Annotated in this window: 9 protein-coding genes; 6 read left to right on the forward strand and 3 right to left on the reverse strand. The window is 43.2% G+C overall.

Features of this window, described 5'->3' with window-relative positions:
• Positions 1-252 precede the first annotated feature (252 nt).
• From WDM69_RS03420 to WDM69_RS03430, 3 genes are all read left to right on the forward strand, one after another.
• Positions 253-1,653, forward strand: coding sequence for a 3-oxoacyl-ACP reductase (locus tag WDM69_RS03420; protein WP_338755683.1), 1,401 nt, complete (start codon positions 253-255; stop codon positions 1,651-1,653).
• Positions 1,654-1,778: 125 nt separating this feature from the next.
• Positions 1,779-2,774 (forward strand): MaoC/PaaZ C-terminal domain-containing protein, encoded by a 996-nt coding sequence (locus WDM69_RS03425; RefSeq protein WP_338755684.1) that lies wholly within the window; start codon positions 1,779-1,781, stop codon positions 2,772-2,774.
• Between the two features lie 93 nt (positions 2,775-2,867).
• Positions 2,868-4,232 (forward strand): serine hydrolase domain-containing protein, encoded by a 1,365-nt coding sequence (locus WDM69_RS03430; protein ID WP_078306232.1) that lies wholly within the window; start codon positions 2,868-2,870, stop codon positions 4,230-4,232.
• A gap of 57 nt (positions 4,233-4,289) precedes the next feature.
• Here the strand turns inward: WDM69_RS03430 and WDM69_RS03435 are convergent, their stop codons facing one another.
• The 3 genes from WDM69_RS03435 to cmk form a co-directional block, all read right to left on the reverse strand.
• Positions 4,290-4,700 carry a hypothetical protein gene (locus WDM69_RS03435; protein WP_078306233.1) on the reverse strand — a complete coding sequence of 137 codons (411 nt, stop codon included), beginning with the start codon at positions 4,698-4,700 and terminating at the stop codon, positions 4,290-4,292.
• Positions 4,701-4,820: 120 nt separating this feature from the next.
• Positions 4,821-6,491, reverse strand: coding sequence for a 30S ribosomal protein S1 (gene rpsA, locus WDM69_RS03440; RefSeq protein ID WP_078306234.1), 1,671 nt, complete (start codon positions 6,489-6,491; stop codon positions 4,821-4,823).
• 207 nt (positions 6,492-6,698) lie between these two features.
• Complete coding sequence (cmk, locus tag WDM69_RS03445; RefSeq protein WP_078306235.1) at positions 6,699-7,502, reverse strand: (d)CMP kinase; 804 nt, start codon at positions 7,500-7,502, stop codon at positions 6,699-6,701.
• Positions 7,503-7,888: 386 nt separating this feature from the next.
• Between cmk and WDM69_RS03450 the strand changes: the two genes are divergently transcribed.
• The 3 genes from WDM69_RS03450 (at position 7,889) to WDM69_RS03460 (ending at position 15,372) form a co-directional block, all read left to right on the forward strand.
• Positions 7,889-10,519, forward strand: coding sequence for a transferrin-binding protein-like solute binding protein (locus WDM69_RS03450; RefSeq protein ID WP_338755685.1), 2,631 nt, complete (start codon positions 7,889-7,891; stop codon positions 10,517-10,519).
• A 232-nt stretch (positions 10,520-10,751) separates the two neighbouring features.
• The gene (locus tag WDM69_RS03455) at positions 10,752-13,748 is read left to right on the forward strand and encodes a lactoferrin/transferrin family TonB-dependent receptor (RefSeq protein WP_338755686.1); all 2,997 of its coding nucleotides are present in this window, start codon (positions 10,752-10,754) and stop codon (positions 13,746-13,748) included.
• 1 nt (position 13,749) lies between these two features.
• On the forward strand, positions 13,750-15,372 hold the full coding sequence (locus WDM69_RS03460; RefSeq protein ID WP_338755687.1) for a surface lipoprotein assembly modifier: 1,623 nt from the start codon (positions 13,750-13,752) through the stop codon (positions 15,370-15,372).
• The last annotated feature ends 4 nt before the right edge of the window (positions 15,373-15,376 follow it).

Raw genomic sequence — 15,376 nt, forward strand, 5'->3', positions numbered from 1 at the left:
CCTTTGGTTGGGTCAGTTAAGTGGGGGTTTAAACGAACGTGATTACAAAACGTTAATATAAGATGATACAAAATGATAAAACACAAGATGATAATATTGTTTTATGAATCAGCGTGTATTGTATAACTTTTATTGTATGACTTTGCTTTTGATTTTATCATAAGTTACCATGTTAACAAACATACGTTAACAAGCAGGTGTATTTTTTGTTTTGATGTTTTTTATGTGTTTTTATTTATTAAGGATAGAATCATGAATGACCGTTACGGTGAATTTGTACAATCAAATCTTGGCAAAAAATTAGCAAAAAACCTTGGTTTACCATTACCTGTAGAATTAGAACGCTTTGATATGGGCAAGCCTGTGGTGCGTGGTGATGTGCTGGTGGGCTCAGCAGCAGGAGATGATAACTCGCTAAGTGATGCAGTGGCTCACATTTTGGCAGATGTCCATGCCAATGTGTATGTTAACGCCAGTGATGGCATCAAAGATGCTCTTGCCAATGCCAGCGTAGATGCAAAGGCTGACACAGGTGGCAAAGATAAATATAAAGTCGTTGTGTTCGATGCAACAAATATCAATAATGCTGATGAATTAACCACTATTTATGAATTTTTTCACCCCATTGCTCGCCGTATCGACAAATCTGGTCGAGTGATTGTATTGGGTCGCCCACCAGAAGAGCTTGATGACATTCAAGCATCATTGGCTCAGCGAGCGTTAGTGGGTTTTGTGAAGTCTATTGCAAAAGAGTTTAAAAAAGGCATCACCGCTCAACTGATTTATGTGGCAAAAGGACAAGAACAACATTTAGATTCAACCTTGCGTTTTTTCATGTCTGCTCGCTCAGCTTATGTGTCAGGTCAAGTGGTACAAGTGAACAAGGGAGAACATGTCAGCGTTGATTGGCAACAACCATTAGCGGGTAAAACCATGCTGGTTACAGGGGCAAGCCGTGGCATTGGCGAGTCCATTGCTCGAGTATTGGCTCGTGATGGGGCTCATGTCATTTGCTTAGATGTGCCACAACAGCAGTCAGAGTTACAAAAAGTGGCAGGGCAAATCAGTGGCTCTACACTGTTGCTTGACATCACCGCCGATGACGCAGGTGAAAAAATTGCCAACGCTGCTGCCAAACGTGGCGGACTTGATGCCATCATTCATAATGCTGGCGTAACTCGTGATAAAACACTTGCCAATATGGATGAACAAAAATGGAACATGGTCATTAACATCAACCTTGCCAGCATTGCCAAAATTAACGACCATCTGTTAGCAAATGATGCCTTAAATGACAACGCTCGCATTGTGTGTGTGTCATCTATTTCTGGCATTGCAGGTAACTTGGGGCAAACCAACTATGCCACCTCAAAAGCAGGGGTCATCGGTTTGGTGAATGCCACCGCCAACCAGTTGCAAGCCAATGGCAAAGGCATGACCATTAATGCGGTTGCACCAGGGTTTATCGAAACGCAAATGACCGCCGCCATTCCCTTTGCCATTCGTGAAGCAGGTCGTCGTATGAATTCAATGAGTCAAGGCGGTTTGCCTGTGGACGTGGCAGAGGCGATTGCGTGGTTGGCCTCTCCTGCCTCAGGTGGTATTAATGGCAATACCGTGCGTGTGTGCGGGCAAAGCTTACTTGGAGCATAAGCCAAATTGTAACAAATGATGACTAAGACCATTAATCCAGCGGTTAATGGTCTTTCACTTATTGGACAACATGCCTATTTACGGTATCATATGAGTTTACAGTTGTGTTCTTAAAGGATGATTTTATGGCTTCACAATCAGACAACAAGGTTAACAACAATAAAGTTAACAACAAAATTTTTAAAGAATTACCCAAAGTACATACCACCTACGCCAACATCATCAAAAGCCTGTTGCCTGTTGGAGACAAACCCAAAGTCAGCAAAGACCAGTTACCCAAAGTCCGTTATCAAGTAGATGACTTAAGTTTGGATAAAGACAATCTTGATGATTATCGCAAAATTTGTGGATTTTATAACACAGGCAATGTGCCAATCACCTACTATGCGGTGTTATCACAAGCATTGCAGATGAACATGATGGCAAAAGAAGCTTTCCCCTTTGCCATGCTTGGGCTGGTGCATGTCGAAAATAAAGTGACTCAATATCGCCCCATTGGTGATGATGAAGTGGTGAGTCTAAGTGTTGAGCTTGATAACCTGCAAGACCATGATAAAGGTCAGCAGTTCGACTTTGTTACCAAAGTCAGTAAAAATGATGAGCTGATATGGGAAGGCGTCTCCACCTATCTTTCACGCTCAAAAGCCAACAATAAAACAAAAAAACCAAGTGATAAAAAAACCAACACAGACAGCCTAAATCGTGATGATGCGGTGGTGAGAATCTTTGAAGTGCCAGAAGACATCGGTCGTCGTTATGCCTTTGTGTCAGGGGATTTTAACCTAATTCACATTCACCCCTTATCTGCTAAAGCCTTTGGGTTTCCTAAAGCCATTGCTCATGGCATGTGGTCAAAAGCCAAATGTTTGGCACAAATCAATGATTTACCGACTGCCTATAGCGTGGACGTATCATTTAAATTGCCCATCTTATTGCCTGCTGAAGTTGAATTGGTAACCCAAAAGCCAAACACAAGTCAAAATCAGGATAAAACAAGTCAAGATAAAACAAGTCAAGATAAAACAAGTCAGGATAAAACAAGGCAGTTTGCTCTATACAGTGCCAAAAATGGCAGGCCACATTTATCTGGAATAATTACTCCAGTGACATCAGTCAAATAAATCTGACAGCCACTCAAGTTTAATCTTGTTTATGCAGTTTTTTGGATAGACAAGCCTTTGGATAGACAGACCTTTGGATAAATTGTTACTGCCATGCCCACTGACAGCGTCATTCATAATCTGGAAAAAATCTTTACCGACATACAACGGCCATTTGCTCCGTTGGGTGGCAGTTTTGTGGTGCATCACCAAGGTCATTGTGTGCTAAACACATCAATGGGGACAGCCAATATCATAGATGGTAACTTGCTACCTTGGACGGCTGACACGCTTTGTTTAAATTACTCAACAGGTAAAGGCGTATTGGTAACGCTCATTCATATGTTGGTGTCAAAAGGGCTGTTGGCTTACGATAAACCCATTGGGCATTATTGGTCAGAATTTGCAACCAATGGTAAAGCGGATATTACCTTGCGTGCTGTGCTGACGCATCAAGCGGGATTATTTGCCATTACTGACATTGCCAGCTCTAATGTTGAACTGCTTGATTGGCAACAAATGCTAAAAAAAGTCGAACAAATGCCAACAAAAGGGCATGTGGGCTATCTGAGTGCCTATAGTGCGTTGGTCAGTGGCTGGGTGTTGGGTGGCTTGGTTGAAAAGGTCACACATTTGTCATTACAAAAAGCGTTAGACACTTATTTGGCTAAGCCCTTAGGAATCAAAGGGTCAATCTTTTTTGAATTGCCCCAGTCCTTGATAAATACCATGGCAGTGCCACAAGCGTATTTTACTGACGGCAAGGACGATGGCGACAAACAGACCAATCACAAAACCGATGGTCAACAAAGTCGCCATCATAAGCCAACATATAGACAAGACACGCCAGAGATTTTGGCAATTTACCAAAGCTTGCCAAGCCATGATTGTTGGCAAGCTCTTATCAACACTCATCAGCAAGAAGTGAATACCGCAAGCATCAATGGGTTGTATTTTAATGGCAAAAACATGTCAATCGAGCATTATAAAACTGCCATGACACCTGAGCGAAAAGTGGCAATTAATTATCATCAACAAGACGTGTTGACGAGTAAAATCCCTGCAGCTAACTGTGTGGCTTCTGCCAATGCCTTGGCTGCCATCTATGACATGCTGGCAAGTGGTGGTTATCATCAAGGCAACATGCTGATTGATAAACAAACATTTGAACAGCTGTCCACAATAGCAACACAGCAATCAACCTCAAACCTTGCTGTCCAAAAAAACCTTGCTGCCCCAAAAAATCATGATGCGGTGATGCCAGCTAACATGGCATGGCGATTAGGATATCATCGGATTTTTAGCGTCTGCCATGACGTAACGCATGGGTTTGGGCACATGGGCTATAATGGTTCGGTGGCGTGGTGTGATCCAAGTCGACATCTGTCAATGGTCTATGTGCATAACTTTGATACCACCATGTTGACCGATATCCGTCAATTTGCCTTGACCGAAGCGGTGTTATCATTGGTCAAATGAGATGGCCTTATTGACGTCTTTACTGGTGTCAATTGATGCTGGTGTTGATGCCCGTCATCAACGCTTCACAAAATTTATCGCACACGTCTGTAGTGACTTTAACACCACCCGAGTAACCAATTTACTGCGGTAATTGGCATCTAATGCAGCATGGGTCGCATCAGCCACGGTGATTTGTTGTGGGGCTTGTTCGGTAACGCAATGACAGACACTGCTGGCAACTTGATTTTGTTGTTGTTTGCTCAACACAAGGCTGGCGGTTTGGTAATACGTGTTGTTTTTAATTTCTGACAAACAATACTGATTCACCGCTGTTTTCAACACTGACATGCCAAGATGTTTGCTGGTGTGGATAACATGAGTGCCATTAACGCCACCTAAATTTGATGAGCTTGGTGATGTTGAAGCACAAGCGGTCAATAAGGTGATGGCCAGCATGGCAATGACAGATAAGCAAGATGGTTTCATAAACATTCCTTATTCTTTGGTTAATTAAGTTAATTAAAATGTCATAAAAAAAGAGCAGTCAATCGACCGCTCTTTTTACACATCATATCGATGAGTAATCAAATCAACAGTAATGACACATTAGTCATCCATTTTCTCTTTGATGAGATCACCAAGCGTTTTTGGTTGAGTGTCTTGAGTGTTGCTCAGCTCTTTGATGGCTTGACGTTCTTCAGCTTCATCTTTGGCTTTAATGGATAAACTGATGTTGCGAGTTTTGCGATCCATGCTGATGATTTTGGTTTCAACTTCATCACCGACGTTTAGATGTTTGGTAGCATCTTCCACACGGTCACGGTTGATTTCAGAGGCACGTAAGTAACCTTCTACATCATCGGCAAGCTGAATGACTGCACCTTTGGCATCGACTTCTTTAACGTTGCCTTTGACAATCGCACCACGGTCATTGACAGCACAATATTCCATAAAGGGATCTGAGCTTAGCTGTTTGATGCCCAAGCTGATGCGGTTGCCTTCAGCATCGACGGATAATACCATGGTTTCGACTTCATCGCCTTTGTTGTAGTTGCGAATGGCTTCTTCGCCTGACTCGTTCCAAGAGATGTCTGATAAGTGTACCAAACCATCAATGCCACCTTCTAGGCCAACGAATAAGCCAAAGTCAGTGATTGACTTGATTGAGCCAGTCAGTTTATCACCACGTTGATATTTTTTATCAAACTCTTCCCAAGGGTTGGGTAAGGTTTGTTTGATGCCTAAGCTGATACGGCGACGCTCCTCATCAATGTCAAGTACCATGACGTTGACTTCATCACCCACTTGGACGATTTTTGAAGGATGCACGTTTTTGTTGGTGTGGTCCATTTCTGAGACGTGTACCAAACCTTCTATGCCATCAGCAATTTCAGCAAAACAGCCATAGTCGGTCAAGTTGGTAACACGAGCAGGGGTGATGGTGCCGATGGGATAAGTTTCGCTTAGGTTGTCCCATGGGTCAGTACCCAGTTGTTTTAGACCTAGGCTGACACGATTACGCTCACGGTCAAACTTCAATATTTTAACTTTTAGGTCTTGACCCACTTCAACCACTTCAGAAGGGTGCTTGATGCGTCTCCATGCCATGTCCGTGATGTGTAATAAACCGTCAATACCACCCAAATCAACAAACGCACCGTAGTCGGTTAAGTTTTTGACGATGCCGTCAATTTCCATGCCTTCTTCAAGTTTGTTGAGCAATTCTTCACGTTCAGCTGAGTTTTCAGCTTCCATGACCGCACGGCGACTGACCACCACGTTGTTGCGTTTTTGGTCAAGTTTGATGACTTTGAATTCTAACTCTTTGCCTTCAAGGTGAGTGGTGTCACGAATGGGGCGTACATCAACCAATGAACCTGGTAAGAACGCTCTGACTGAGCCAATGTCAACGGTAAAACCGCCTTTAACTTTATTAGAAATTGTGCCTTTGACAATTTCGTCATTTTCAAATAATTCTTCCAAAGCATGCCATGTTTCCACACGTTTTGCTTTTTCACGTGACAATAAGGTCTGTCCCATACCGTTGTCCACGGCTTCGACAACCACATCTACCGTGCTGCCAACTTCTACTTCAAGCTCACCGTCTTCATCGACAAACTCAGAGCGAGCAACCACACCTTCTGATTTTAGTCCCGTGTCCACGGTAATCCAGTCTGCATCGATTGCCACAACGTGCCCTGTCACCACAGCACCACGTTCAATCTCTAAGCCTTGTTCACCAAGGCTTGCTTCAAATAGTTCAGCAAATGATTCCATTGTTCATACCTATATATGGCCGTAGCCTGTCCAGCACAGTACGGTTCAAGTGATTGCCAAGATAAGAAAGAAGCTGGTTTTATCCTTATTTTGGCAAAAAAACAGCGATTTAAAATGTGTTTTTTAACATCAATTAAAATTAAAGAAACATCAATTAAAGAAACATCAATTAAAATCTAAAAAAATTAAAATCTAAAAAGTCCAAAGTTAAAAACAAATGCCCTTAGCTTGGCAATGCTGTTTTATGACAGCATAAACCTCATCGGCATTCATCTGTGAGCTGTCAAGTAACAACGCATCATCAGCAGGTCGACTGGGGGCAACACGGCGACTTTCGTCTCGGTCATCACGTGCTTGAATGTCTTGTAATGTCTGTGTGTATATGCCAACTTCATCTTGTGGATGAATACTGCCTTGCATGATAAGTTGCTTGACTCGCCGACAGGCTCGTGATTGTGCCGATGCGGTCAAATATACCTTGACATCTGCGTTAGGGAATACCACCGTTCCCATGTCTCGTCCATCAGCAACAACCCCAGCGTGCAACGCCATGTTTCTTTGTAAATCCAGTAGGGCAGTTCGCACCTTTGGCAGTACTGCCACTTGAGACGCATAACTGCCAACCGTTTCATTACGAATGTCTGTACCCATCAGCTCACCATTGACATAAATGTCCACTTGTTGAGTGGTTTGGTTGGGGGTCATGGTGATTTGTAAAGATTGGGTTAATGCTTCTAAAGCATTTTCATCTAACTGACCATGATGTGAATCATGATGTTGTAAAACTTGTGTTGACGTGGGTAACAGACCCGACTGCCAAGCCTGTAGCCCAATGATACGATACAATGCCCCAGAGTCCAATAAATTGTATCCTAAAGTATTGGCAAGTCGCCATGATACCGTGCCTTTACCTGAGCCACTTGGTCCGTCTATGGTAATGACAGGGAAACGTGAAGTCATTTGTGTGGTCTTGATGGAAGTAGCGGATAAGCTTTGATGGGTTTTGGGCATGAGTTCTTAAAGTAGTGGTGGTTGGCAAATTGTCAATAAAGTAAAATTGTACTTTAACCTAATATGATAGCAAAAACCACCTTGGCAGTTCAATAGGGTAAACCTAAAAAAGGGTAAACCTAAAAACCAAATGGTTCGATAAAAATTAGTACGGTAGAAATGTGTGTAAACTTGTGTTAGGGCGATAAGTTAGGAAAAAGGGTTACTCTGTAGTAAATTTTTTGAAGCAGTTTTTAGCATATCAGATAAAATTTAGAAAATAACTTGCTAAATTTGTTATGTTTTATGTTATTATCTGATAACAATTATCATTTACTATCGTTAAGAGACTTTATTGCTTATTTAGCAAGGGTTTGTTTGGTTTACATTCTAGTAAGGACATCACCATGAGTACTGTCAAAGCCCCCCATATTTTCTACCAAAAACGCACCCTTAGCCTTGCCATCGCCAGTATTTTTGCTGCCGCTCTGATGACAGGCTGCCATTCTGATGACATCAGTGCCAATGCACCCAATGTTACCCAACTGCCCCAAGGCACGGTTTCACCAACACCGAACACAGGTCATGACAACACCAATAATGCCAATAACGCCAATAATCAGGGCAACAACACGGATAACAACACCAGCACAACTGACCCAAATGGCGATAACAACCAACTGACACAATCACAAAAGACTGCCGCCGCCGCAGGGTTTTTTGTGATGGGTAAGATTCGTGATACCAGCCCAAAAAATGACCCAGATTATAGCAATGATTTGATACAGCAGTGGCTAGGCAAATTATATGTTGGTATTGATGCCCATCGCCCTGATGGCATCGGAGCAGGTAAAAACTTGCGTCAGCCCATCACCGCCAATGACATCAAACCCTTGTATTTTAACAAATTTCCTGCATTGTCTGATTTGCACTTAGACAGTGAACGCCATCGTTTTGACCCCCAAAAGATAAACACCATTAAAGTGTATGGTTATGGCAACTTAACAACACCCTCCAACAACAACACTCACATCAATCATCAGCAAGCTGATAATGCCAAAGCCGAAAAGCCCACCGATGCTTATGAAAATATCCGTTTTGGATATCTTGAACTACAAGGAAGCAGCCTGACCCAAAAAAATGCCGATAATCAAAATGAGCAAGACCGCATTCCCAAACCCATGCCCATTTTGTTTTATCATGGAGAAAATGCCAGCAGCCAGCTGCCCAGTGCTGGTAAATTTAACTACACAGGCAACTGGCTATACCTAAGTGATGTCAAAAAACGCCCCGCCCTTTCAGCAGCAGATGATCGAGTGGGGGTCTATCTCAATGCCAGTGGCAAGGCCAACGAGGGCGATGTCGTCAGTGCCGCCCACATTTATCTAAATGGCTTTCAATATAAGCACACGCCTGCCACTTATCAGGTGGATTTTGACACAAACTCATTAACAGGCAAGCTGTCTTATTATGATAATCCCAATCAGCAAAATAATAAAGGCGACTATATTAAAAGCCAATTTGACACTACCAAAAAAGTCAATGAAACCGATGTGTATCAAATTGATGCCAAAATCAAAGGCAACCGCTTTGTCGGTACAGCCAAATCTTTGGTTAACGAAAACACACAAACCGCACCTTTTATCAAAGAGCTGTTCTCTAATGCTGCCAATCCAAACAACCCAAATCCCAACTCAGATACGCTAGAAGGCGGGTTTTATGGTCAGTCGGGCGATGAGCTGGCGGGTAAATTTTTATCCAATGACAACGCAACTTATGTGGTCTTTGGTGGCAAACGAGACAAAAAGACCGAGCCTGCCGCCACAAAAACGGTGTATTTTAGTGCAGGCTTTGAAAAACCCAACACCAGTTTTGTGGATAATGAAACGATTGGTAAAATCATTGATAAAGCAAAGTTAAATGATAAAATCAATGAACAAATTGAAGATGGGACTGTCCCTGTCAGTAATAATGAAGAATATTATGAATATGCGTGGGGCAAGCCAGAGAAGCAGTTCACCAAAAAAGTCAGCAGCAGCACCCAAGCCGTGCCAGCTTATTTTGGGCAACATGATAAATTTTATTTTAATGGCAACTATTATGACCTATCAGCCAGCAGTGTTAATAAATTAGCCCCTGCCGATGCTGTCAAAGCTAACCAATCCATTAAAGAAAAATACCCTGATGCCAAACTAAATAAAGACAAAGTTACCACCATCGTGTTACAAGAAGCCAAAGGCGATAAGCCGTATACCGCCATTCGTGCCAAAAGCTATCAGCACATCAGTTTTGGCGAGACGCTGTATAACGATGCCAACCAAACCCCAACACGCAGTTATTTTGTGCAAGGCGGTAGGGCCGATACCAGCACCACGCTGCCCACGGCAGGTCAATTCACCTACAACGGTCTTTGGGCAGGCTATCTTACTCAAAAAAAGGATAAAGGTTATAGCGATAAAGAAGAGATCATCAAGGCAAAAGGTCATCAAGGTTATCTGTTAACCAAAGACTTCACCCCAGAAGATGATGACGATGATTTGACCGCATCTGCTGACCTCCAAGATGATGATGCAGACGCCGATGATGATGGTGCAAATAATGTGTATCAAAAAGGTGATATTCGCCCCGAATTTGCCAACAAGCACTTGCCCATTAACGAGCCTACTTATGAAAAAACCTTCTCCTTAGATGGTAAAAATAAGGCTAAGTTTGATGTAAACTTTGACACCAACAGCCTGACAGGCAATCTCAATGACAATAATGGTCATATTGTCTTTGATATTAAAGATGGCAAGATTGATGGCACTGCCTTTACCGCCAAAGCCGATGTGTCCAATTATCGCCATGAAATAGGCAATAACAACAGTGGCGGATTTTTGTACAACATCACAGACATTGATGTTAAAGGGCAATTTTTTGGCACAGATGGCGAAGAGTTGGCAGGACAGTTACACTATGACAAAGGCGATGGCATCAATGACCCCGCCAAAAAAGCAGGGGCTGTCTTTGGGGCTGTTAAAGATAAAGAGATCAAATAAAGCTCCCCCCATCATCGCTTAGTCGTTTAGTCGCTTAGTTGTTTGGTCGCTTGACCGACAGTTGATGACGCCCTTGGCAATGTCTTAAAACAGCACTTTGAAACAGCGTCTTAGAACAATGCCTTGAAACAATGTTTTAGGACAATGCCTTGGGCGAATTCTTTGGATTAACCCCAGATAATACCTTGATAAAACACCGCCAGAAAATAGAAAATAAAGTTTAGGATTTTTTATGTCAAAATCTATCACACAAACACCATCAGTCCATACCATGACCACGCACCGCTTAAACCTTGCCATCAAAGCGGCGTTATTTGGTGTGGCAGTTTTGCCCTTATCCGTCTGGGCACAAGAGAACACTCAGACAGATGCCAACTCTGATGCCAAAGACACAAAAACCCCTGTCGTCTATTTAGATGCCATCACAGTAACCGCCGCCCCATCTGCCCCTGTTTCTCGGTTTGACACCGATGTAACAGGGCTTGGCAAAACAGTCAAAACCGCTGACACGCTGGCAAAAGAACAAGTACAGGGCATTCGTGATTTGGTGCGTTATGAAACTGGGGTGAGTGTGGTTGAGCAGGGGCGTGGTGGCAGCAGCGGATTTGCCATTCATGGCGTGGATAAAAACCGAGTGGGGATTACCGTAGATGGCATTGCCCAAATTCAATCTTACAAAGATGAATCCACCAAACGAGCTGGTGCAGGCTCTGGGGCGATGAACGAGATAGAGATTGAAAACATTGCCGCTGTTGCCATCAATAAAGGCGGTAATGCCCTAGAAGCAGGCTCTGGTGCGTTGGGCGGTTCGGTGGCGTTTCACACCAAAGATGTGAGCGATGTCTTAAAATCTGGTAAAAATCTTGGCGCTCAAAGCAAAACCACTTATAACAGCAAAAATGACCATTTTAGTCAGACGCTGGCAGCGGCAGGTAAAACCGAGCGTGTGGAAGCGATGGTGCAGTATACCTACCGTAAAGGCAAAGAAAACAAAGCACACAGCGACCTAAATGGCATCAACCAAAGCCTATATCGCTTGGGTGCATGGCAACAAAAATATGATTTAAGAAAGCCCAATGAACTGTTTGCAGGCACAAGCTACATCACCGAAAGCTGTTTGGCAAGTGATGACCCAAAAAACTGCGTACAATATCCTTATGTTTATACCAAAGCCCTGCCAGATGGTATCGGCAATCGCAATTTTTCTGAGTTAAGCGATGCTGAAAAAGCACAATATTTGGCGTCCATGCACCCCCATGAGGTTGTTTCTGCCAAAGATTATACAGGCATTTATCGATTGTTACCTGACCCCATGGACTATCGTTCAGACTCGTATTTGGCACGCCTTAACATCAAAATCACCCCAAATCTGGTCAGCAAACTGTTATTAGAAGACACCAAGCAAACATACAACATTCGTGATATGCGTCATTGTAGTTATCATGGGGCAAGATTGGGCAATGACGGTAAACCTGCCAATGGCGGCTCCATTGTCCTTTGTGATGATTATCAAGAGTATCTAAATGCCAATGATGCATCACAAGCATCATTTAGACCAGGGGCCAATGACGCCCCCATTCCAAAACTGGCTTATGCCAGAAGCAGTGTGTTTAACCAAGAGCATGGCAAAACTCGCTATGGGTTAGGTTTTGAGTTTAAGCCTGACACGCCATGGTTTAAACAAGCAAAATTAAACCTACATCAACAAAATATCCAAATCATTAACCATGACATTAAAAAATCGTGCAGCCAATACCCCAAAGTGGATTTAAATTGTGGCATCAGTGAAATTGGGCATTATGAATATCAAAATAATTACCGTTATAAAGAAGGGCGTACCAGTTTGACAGGCAAACTTGATTTTAATTTTGACCTGCTGGGTCAGCACGATTTGACGGTGTTGGCTGGTGCAGATAAAGTTAAAAGCCAATTTCGTGCCAACAACCGCAGACGCACAATCATTGACACCACCCAAGGCGATGCCATCATTGATGAAAGCACGCTGACAGCACAGGAGCAAGCCAAATTTAAGCAATCAGGGGCGGCGTGGATTGTCAAAAATCGCCTTGGACGCTTAGAAGAAAAAGACGCCTGTGGCAATGCCAATGAATGTGAACGCGCCCCCATTCATGGCAGTAACCAATATGTGGGCATTAACAACCTTTATACACCAAATGATTATGTGGATTTAAGTTTTGGTGGACGCTTGGACAAACAACGCATTCACAGCACCGATTCAAACATCATCAACAAAACTTACACCAACAAAAGCTATAATTTTGGGGCGGCGGTTCATCTGACACCTGATTTCAGCCTGTTGTATAAAACTGCCAAAGGCTTTCGTACGCCAAGTTTTTATGAGTTATACAACTATAACAGCACCGCTGCCCAGCATAAAAACGACCCTGATGTGTCTTTCCCCAAACGAGCGGTTGATGTCAAACCTGAAACTTCAAATACCAACGAATATGGCTTTCGCTATCAGCACCCTTGGGGGGATATTGAGATGAGCATGTTCAAAAGCCGTTACAAGGACATGTTAGATAAAGCCATACCGAACCTAACCAAAGCCCAGCAAGAGTATTGTAAGGCTCATTTGGATTCCAATGAATGTGTTGGCAATCCGCCCACGCCCAAAACCAGTGATGAGGTATTTGCCAACTTATATAACGCCACCATCAAAGGGGTGAGCGTCAAAGGCAAACTGGATTTGCATGCCATGACATCAAAACTGCCAGATGGTCTTGAAATGACCTTAGGTTATGGTCATACCAAATTGGGGAAATTTGATTACATTGCACCCAAAGATGCCGATGGTTGGTATCAGGCTCGCCCTGCTTTTTGGGACGCCATCACCCCAGCACGCTATGTGGTCGGTTTAAACTATGACCACCCAAGTCAAGTATGGGGCATTGGCACAACTTTAACGCACAGCAAACAAAAAGATGAAAATGAGCTTAGTGCCCTTAGAATCAGAAATGGCAAAAGAGAAACACAAACCTTAACACGCACAATACCCAAAGCCTATACTTTAATGGACATGACAGGCTATTATAGCCCAACTGAGAGCATCACCGCCCGCCTTGGCATTAATAATGTGTTAAACACCCGCTACACCACATGGGAGGCGGCACGCCAACTGCCCAGCGAAGCTGCAAGCAGTACCCAATCAACCCGTTACATTGCACCAGGTCGCAGTTACTTTGCCAGTCTTGAAATGAAGTTTTAATATGACCTGTTTTTTATCAAAGACCAACCCTGCTTTAAAAGTCAAGCACAGACTTTTAAAGCAGCTGCTGTTATTGCTCTGTGTTGATACATTAACAGCACAGGCGTATGCCCACAGCCATCATATGCCCATTCATACGCCCACGCATGAGCTGCCATCTGCTGATGGTTTATCAGATGAAAGTTTGGGTAAAGATTTGGACAGTTTGGATAGCCCAGATGGTTTAGGTGATGGTTTAGGCGATGGTTTTACCAGTGATGGCTTAAAGAGTGATAAAAGCCCCTTGCCCATCAATGCCTTGCCCATCAATCAGAGCAATGAGAACCAATCTGCCCCACCGATCGTAGATGTCAATTTTTTACTTGCCCAGCCAGAGGTATTTTATCATGTCTTTCATCAAGCGATTGTGCAAGATGATGTGGCAACATTACGCTTGTTATTGCCATTTTATGACCGCCTGCCTGATGATTATCAAGATGATGTTTTGTTGTTATTTGCCCAAAGCAAACTTGCCCTAAGTGATGGTAATACCAAATTGGCATTAAATCTGCTGACCGATTTGAGCAACAAAGAGCCGACGCTTACGGCGGTGAAATTACAACTTGCCTCTTTGCTTCTGACCAACAAGCACGATAAACACGCCCAAATGGTGCTAGATGAACTCAAAGACGATGCCCACTTTTTAAAATTAAGCAAAAAAGAACAAAGATGGGTGCTATCGCAAAGTCGCCATTTGCATAAAAAATATAAAATGGGCTTGGATTTGGGCATCAACTATCTGCATTTGGATAATATCAACGCCGCCTCCACCATCACCCAACCCAACATTAAAAAAGACGCCCCAAAACCTGCTCATGGGCTTGCCTTATCGCTTGGTGTGAATAAATACACGCCGCTTAGTCATGGCATGAGTATTTATACAGCCCTAGATGTTGATGGTAAATTTTATGATGACAAAAGCCACAATGAACTGGCGGTTTTTGCTCATGCTGGACTAAGAAAAGACCACCAAAAAGGTTATGTTGATGTCGTACCTTTTGTTGGGCGTATTTTTGCCACCAATCAGCAGCATGGCAGATTATCCCCCAGAAAAGACAGTCAGGGCGTGGCGTTTGGCAGCCATCATCGGATCAATGATAAATGGCAAAATGCGTTTTTTGCACGCATGGAAAAAGGCAATTATACCGAGCGTTATCAAGGTTATGATGGCAAGCGTTATCATGTGAATGACACCATTTTGTTGCAAGATGGCCCAAATCGTCGTTACTCTTTGGGCGTGGGGTATCAGCTTAGCCATCTGCAAGATGCAACAAAAAGCAGTCATGCCACAAAGATACATTTTGGGGTGTTGCAAAGATTGCCAAATGGTCTGACCGTGCAAGGTAGAGTGAGTGCTGAGCGTGAGCGTTATCATGGTAAATTATTGCGTCTGGTTAATCCTGATGATGTGTATCGCACAGATAAAACCCTAACCCTACAAACCTCCATTTGGCACAAAGACATTCACTGGCTTGGATTAACGCCAAAGCTGACTTATCGTTACAGTAAAAATAACAGCAACTTACCAGCACTTTATAGCCATAACAAACAAAATTTTTATTTGGAGCTTAGTCGGTCGTTTTAACCCA

Origin of the sequence: Lwoffella lincolnii, assembly GCF_037201985.1 — a bacterium.
In the GTDB taxonomy this organism is placed as follows: Bacteria; Pseudomonadota; Gammaproteobacteria; order Pseudomonadales; family Moraxellaceae; genus Psychrobacter; species Psychrobacter lincolnii.

Bases quoted from the DNA above. Each gene is read 5' to 3' on its own strand.
- WDM69_RS03420 (WP_338755683.1), top strand. From the start codon at position 253: ATGAATGACCGTTACGGTGAATTTGTACAATCAAATCTTGGCAAAAAA.
- WDM69_RS03425 (WP_338755684.1), top strand. From the start codon at position 1,779: ATGGCTTCACAATCAGACAACAAGGTTAACAACAATAAAGTTAACAAC.
- WDM69_RS03430 (WP_078306232.1), top strand. From the start codon at position 2,868: ATGCCCACTGACAGCGTCATTCATAATCTGGAAAAAATCTTTACCGAC.
- WDM69_RS03435 (WP_078306233.1), bottom strand. From the start codon at position 4,700: ATGAAACCATCTTGCTTATCTGTCATTGCCATGCTGGCCATCACCTTA.
- rpsA (WP_078306234.1), bottom strand. From the start codon at position 6,491: ATGGAATCATTTGCTGAACTATTTGAAGCAAGCCTTGGTGAACAAGGC.
- cmk (WP_078306235.1), bottom strand. From the start codon at position 7,502: ATGCCCAAAACCCATCAAAGCTTATCCGCTACTTCCATCAAGACCACA.
- WDM69_RS03450 (WP_338755685.1), top strand. From the start codon at position 7,889: ATGAGTACTGTCAAAGCCCCCCATATTTTCTACCAAAAACGCACCCTT.
- WDM69_RS03455 (WP_338755686.1), top strand. From the start codon at position 10,752: ATGTCAAAATCTATCACACAAACACCATCAGTCCATACCATGACCACG.
- WDM69_RS03460 (WP_338755687.1), top strand. From the start codon at position 13,750: ATGACCTGTTTTTTATCAAAGACCAACCCTGCTTTAAAAGTCAAGCAC.